3 protein-coding genes are annotated in these 5,507 nt (G+C 45.7%); 1 reads left to right on the top strand and 2 read right to left on the bottom strand.

Annotated elements, in window-relative coordinates; genetic code table 11:
- The coding region (locus LKK83_RS01840; protein WP_324629063.1) for a hypothetical protein at positions 1–227 on the bottom strand (227 nt) is incomplete at its 3' end.
- Between the two features lie 62 nt (positions 228–289).
- Between LKK83_RS01840 and LKK83_RS01835 the strand changes: the two genes are divergently transcribed.
- Positions 290–850, top strand: a complete 561-nt coding sequence (locus LKK83_RS01835; protein WP_324629061.1) for a pentapeptide repeat-containing protein — start codon at positions 290–292, stop codon at positions 848–850.
- A gap of 288 nt (positions 851–1,138) precedes the next feature.
- Here LKK83_RS01835 and LKK83_RS01830 read toward each other — a convergent pair whose 3' ends face one another.
- Positions 1,139–5,485, bottom strand: a complete 4,347-nt coding sequence (locus LKK83_RS01830) for a DNA/RNA non-specific endonuclease (protein ID WP_324629060.1) — start codon at positions 5,483–5,485, stop codon at positions 1,139–1,141.
- Between the last annotated feature and the right edge of the window lie 22 nt (positions 5,486–5,507).

Genomic DNA, 5,507 nt, shown 5'->3' with positions numbered 1-5,507 from the left:
TCTACTAACCCCACGCGACCTGATTCTTGTAACAACACATAAGCTCGCGTTGCATTGTTGGTGGCTACCAATTCTACTGGTTTATCTTCCCGGTCTTCTGTTCCTACGGGAATGTTAGCGCGTAATAAATCTGAGCTGCTGCCTGCTTCAATTACTGATTCGGGCGCATGGGCATTGATAATGCTAATCGCATCGGCTGTTTCTTTCGCCACTACAGAACTTTTCACTTGCCAGAACTAGAACCACTCGCGCTATTATTAAAGGTACAATTAAATTTGGAAGGAGAGTTATGGAGGTTGAGGAGTTACTCAGACGTTATGCCTTGGGAGAAAGAGATTTTGCTAGAGTCGATCTGAGGAATGCCCGGTTAAGTGGAGTTGACTTGAGTCGGGCTAACCTGACTGGTGCCAACTTGTTTGGGGCCACTCTGAATAATTCTAATCTTAGATTTGCGATCTTGAGGAATGCCAAACTGGACCAAACCAATCTGATAAATGCCATTTTAGAAGGCTCCGACTTAAGACTAGCTTCTATAACTAGCGCCGATCTCGAAGGGGCTAACTTGGAAGGGGCTAACTTGGAAGGGGCTAACTTGTCTTTCTCTATTTTAGTGGAGGCTAACCTCAGGCGTGCCAACCTAGAAAGGGTACTGCTGCAAGAAACGGCTTTGTACGATGCCATTTGTGAAGAAGCTAATTTTAGCTCTGCCGAGATGTTTGAAGCCTCGATAGGTAGAACTAATTTCAGAGGAGCCATTTTTGACAACATTGTCTTCGTTGACTGCGTATGCCGCGAAACCATCTGGCCCAATGGAGAGGTCATCACCGATCCAGAACCATTTCCCGAGTAGTAAGTATGCAAAATAGATTACACATTCGTTTGGGCTAGACGCCTGAGTTAATCGAGCCCTTAACTGTGTAATTAATTCGGTACGGAAACTTAAATTTTTTGTAACGAGCTGTCCTAAGAGAAAAAGAGAATTTTACGAACGAAAAATTATTCAAACATGACTGACGCATTTTCTCTATTAGGCGTCAACCCAGAAGCCCCTATAATGTTATTTTTGCGTCAGTCTTCTCCAAAAAATCAAAAATAAAAGTAGCCGTGACGCTGAAGAAGCGGTCAGAGAAATCGGACTTCAGCTTTCGATCGCTCTTTGAATTGCTTGAGGCACATTGGACAAGAAATCATAGCCGGTTATCTCCTCAAGATAGTCAACGCTAACTTGCCATTGTCTCCAGTCATTCCAATCCGTAATATCTTTCATCACTCCATTGGGTAATGAAAAAGGTCCTGGAGTGCTGAGTTGAGATCGGTTAGGTGTTATCACTGCGTACACCTGAGTCTGGTCAGTAATATCGGCTATTTCCTGACCGGGTTCCATGACCACAGCAATTTTCCAGATATATTCAGGAACCCGAATTAGTTTGGCATTTTCTACTGGCTGTAGGCTAAATTGGGTATCGGGTCTTCCATCTGAATCTTTCGGCAATGAAGAGGCTAGTTTAGGTCTACCATTCCCATCCGTAGAAACAACTCCATCGTTCAGTAATATGCTGTTATGAACGGTTCGGTAAGGAAAACCGATTTTTCTTTCCGAACCATAGCCAAACCCGCCTGCAATAACGTACAGTTCTTTATTGTCATTTTTAACGGTAGTTTGGCTATATTCTTCAAACTTTCTCCAAGCCCCAAACTGATTAGCATCCTCATGTTGTGGAAGTGCGTTCGTTGTGAAGTAAGTCGAGTAAATATCCTTCTTCGTTCTAGTTCGAGCTTCGGACGGGGTCATATGTCCTTTATTAAGTCCAAAGCTGGCTCTGTAGTCTGGACTTGCAGTTTTCACCCAATCGGTAGGAAGAGTGCTGTCTGATAGCCACGGGTAGTCTAATATATCGGCAGAGTACACTGAGTCAGGAGGAAAGTTAGTAGGAGGATAGCCAATAGCTCTTGCCTCCTCTGGACCTGGTCTAGTTACATTTCCCAACCACGATTTATTTAACTGCCAACTCACCCAATTAGGTCCTTTAATCGCATCGTTATAAGATAGGGAGTATTGGGGCTTCTCAATCAGGTAATTCTCTCGATGCGTATCTTCAAAGGGACGCGCAAAAGTAGGATTGCCTAACTTCAGATGAGTGCTTTTGAAGAACACATCATCCAGATAAACTGTGCTCTCTCCTTCTAGGGTAAATTGCAACACTGCCGACTTCCCACGCAGGTTTTCGGGAATATCTAAATGGAAGGTCTCAAACCCCTGTAAAGCATAATCAAGACTGTAAGTGTAGGGGTCTATATATTCTCCGTTTACATAGTCATAATAGCCAACGGCGCTTTCGCTTTCAGCCGGATGTTCAGCGAGCTTCAGATCGATTTCTCCTGCTGAAAGCCACTCATCATCCGGTTCCGTTCCTTTGATAGAAACCTTGAAAAGACCATCCTTGGGTTTCGGCACGTGCAAATCGAACCGCAACGTACCCCATTCCGGAACCACAAAACGGTTATGGGTGACCTGATTCTGCCCGTCATTGGATAACTTCAAAGCATAATTAGGTTGACTCATATCGTAGCCAACCCCAGCTAAAAAATCAGCGTCTAAGCTACCAACTGAACCCTCTTCCTTGCCTATATCACTCCATTCCACCAAATGCCTTTGCGACACATTTTGAGTCGTGTTTTGATTGCCATTATAAAACGACCACCCCGGAATATTCTGTTGCTCAAACCGACTGGTAATCGCATCAAAATTCCCATTAAACAGTGTCGGAACTGCAAAATCCCCCCGCATCCTCCGTTGTGCCGTATTATCAAAACTTACCTCCGTGCGAACTCCCAACAGTGCATCGGGACGCTTCTGGTATCCCCCACCCAAAACCGAATAAAACCAACCCGTACCAATCCCCTCCCAAGGTGCATTTTGCGCCCCATGAATGTCAGGATATCCCCGATAATCAGGACTGTACCAAGTTAAATCGCTATTGGGAGTACGATCTAAAGGTTCCAAATCGCCCAAACGTCGGTAAATCTTCTCCCCTTCCCTTGCTCCTTCTAACAGTGGCAATTCGCTACCACTGAGATTAGTCGTTCCTGCATACCAGGCTAACGCTTGTCGATGCGGACTATTTTCAGTGTCATCCGGGGTAAAACCAGCCCTCTGGCTCAAAACAACATTCCAATCTGCGGCATCAATCTCCCGTCCATTCCTTGTCTTAGTTCTCGGTTCCTCAGACTCCGCCACATTTTGGTAATAATTATCAGCAAATGTGACATTTTCCCAAACCTTAACTTCCGGGTCATTCCGGCTTCGTAAAGGCGACGGTAAAGAAGATTGGCTGAAATCGTGAGGGTCGATAGTGGTCATCATCAAGTCAGCGCGGTTATCATCAGTTGCCCACAAATTCGGGAAGAAAGTTCCCATGCGTTGAATGATTTCACTGTTGATAACTGCTCCTTGACCCACGCCAATAAAATGCATCGGCGACTTAAAGAAGGCGTCGTTGTTTAACTGTTGGTTTAAGCTAACCAAAGAAGCGAACATTGCATCGGCTGCGGCTTCAGCAAACCCGGAATTATAGCCGGTTTTATGAGGGGTCATTTCTAAGTCGGGGATGAGAACTAAGGGAGAGCCAAATTTACTTTCGGGGATGTTGTAAATTTTGGTGCCTTGGTTGTTGCGCCAATACCATTGACCTGTTCCCGGTTCATAGTACATAACTAAACCCCCGTCATCCTCTGGGGAGAAGGGTTGGGTGATGTGCAACGCCATTTGTTCAAGTTGCTGGTTGATTAGATTGGGTTGAACTTCTAATCCCCGAGTCAATACTGTGATGCTACTAAAAGCGTTGCCGTCAATACCGGGTTGAACCGCTTGTGGAGTTTGGAATTTACTATCCTCAACAACTGGCCTCGGTGAGCCATTAATCACCGCTTCTACCGCCCAATGATACTCCTGACCCGCCGTCAATATTCGGTCATTAGGCAGTGTAAACTGGTCTTTTGAACCCGCTTGAGAGCCACCATTCCAAGTCCACACACCCTCTTTCCAAGTCGCCGTCAAAATCCGATTCGGATTGTAATCCCTTCCTGGTGAGAGTGAGTCTAATTCCCGCCAGGTATCCCCCGGTAACAACCCCTCTCCCTTCGGAAACACGCTTACATAAAGCCTTACTTCCTTCACCTCATCCTCATCAACAGGAGAAGCACAAACATCATCCTCATCCTCATCCCCAAATTTCCACTCGAATGTAGGCGTCAAAGAATCAGCAAATCCACTGATTCCCGGACTCACCAATTGCAACGGGTTTGATGCCGATACTAAGGTCAAACCCGTCGGCATTCCTCCAATCCCCAGCGGAGCTTTTATCGTGTCCTCCGGAACGCCAAAAGTAAAGTCATACTGCCAATTGCCCCCAATAATCTCATAATCTGCCGCTACACTGATGTCCGGATTAATATCATCAATCGGCACAGATCCCAAATCATTTTCACTCGCCAACCGTTTCGTGTTCTCATTAAACCCAACACTGCCTACCCCTCGCTTCAAACTATCCAGCCAGAAATTCCCGGGATTTTCTACAGTGGCAATCATTTCCTCCACATCAAACACGAAGATGCCACCTTTATCCGTTGAATCAGACAATTCTAAACCCGGGTAAGAAGCATACAGATATTTCTCATCACTAGAAAGCACCAAATCCGCCGTTTTGCCACCGGGAATCGGTCTCGTGGCTGCGACTAACTTCGTATTAAAACCAAACGGGTCTTTAATTATCCCAATATTACTCCCCGCTCGCAGCCCATCAATACTCTCTAACCCGGTTTGCGAGCTATTATTTTTAGAGGCCACAAATGCGTAAGAGCCATCCTTCAGAATGTCTACTGACACCGCCCAGTTGATATCGAAGTAATCGCTAATACTGCCTAGACCTAATGAGACGTAGCGGGGAGTACCCACCGTGAAATTAAGTGGATCATCATTAAGGATTTCCACGACTCCAAAACCCGCACTATCTCGTCTGGAGTTGGTAAAAGCAATCCCACCATTGTTCTTCGCGAAAACACCATCTACCTCTGAATAAGTAGAAATCGAGCCAATTTTTTCATGCCACAATCGAGGATTGTTATCAGGATTGGTAGGGCGATCGCGCGGGTCGATATTAATAACGTGAATCTGGCCATTAGTGTTAGAAAACGGCCAAGAAAAATCGGGAGCCGCAACGAAGAGCTTTCGGCCATCACTACTCATCGATATCTGGCGCAATCCCCATGATGCAGAGGGCCATGAAATAGTCTGAATCACTTGATGATAGGTCGCTGAATTGGGATTGATATCCAGTATGTAAAGCGCTCCTATTTTGCCGTCAGCAATGTAGGCATAGTTATCTCCAGGGTCGAGGGCAATCGATTGAGGGGAAGCACCATCCGGTAAGTCAATCGGATCTATTTCAGGAGTTTCTGAATTGGTATCGACCTGTTGCCAAGTCATCAAATCTACTAACCCCACGCGA

The sequence above is a fragment of the Phormidium sp. CCY1219 genome (assembly GCF_035615515.1).
Lineage (GTDB): Bacteria > Cyanobacteriota > Cyanobacteriia > Cyanobacteriales > Laspinemataceae > CCY1219.
Note: the sequence above shows the minus strand (reverse complement) of the source record. Positions and strands in the feature narration are given on the sequence as shown.

Coding starts and splice junctions, on each gene's coding strand:
- LKK83_RS01835 (WP_324629061.1), top strand. CDS start 290: ATGGAGGTTGAGGAGTTACTCAGACGTTATGCCTTGGGAGAAAGAGAT.
- LKK83_RS01830 (WP_324629060.1), bottom strand. CDS start 5,485: ATGACTTGGCAACAGGTCGATACCAATTCAGAAACTCCTGAAATAGAT.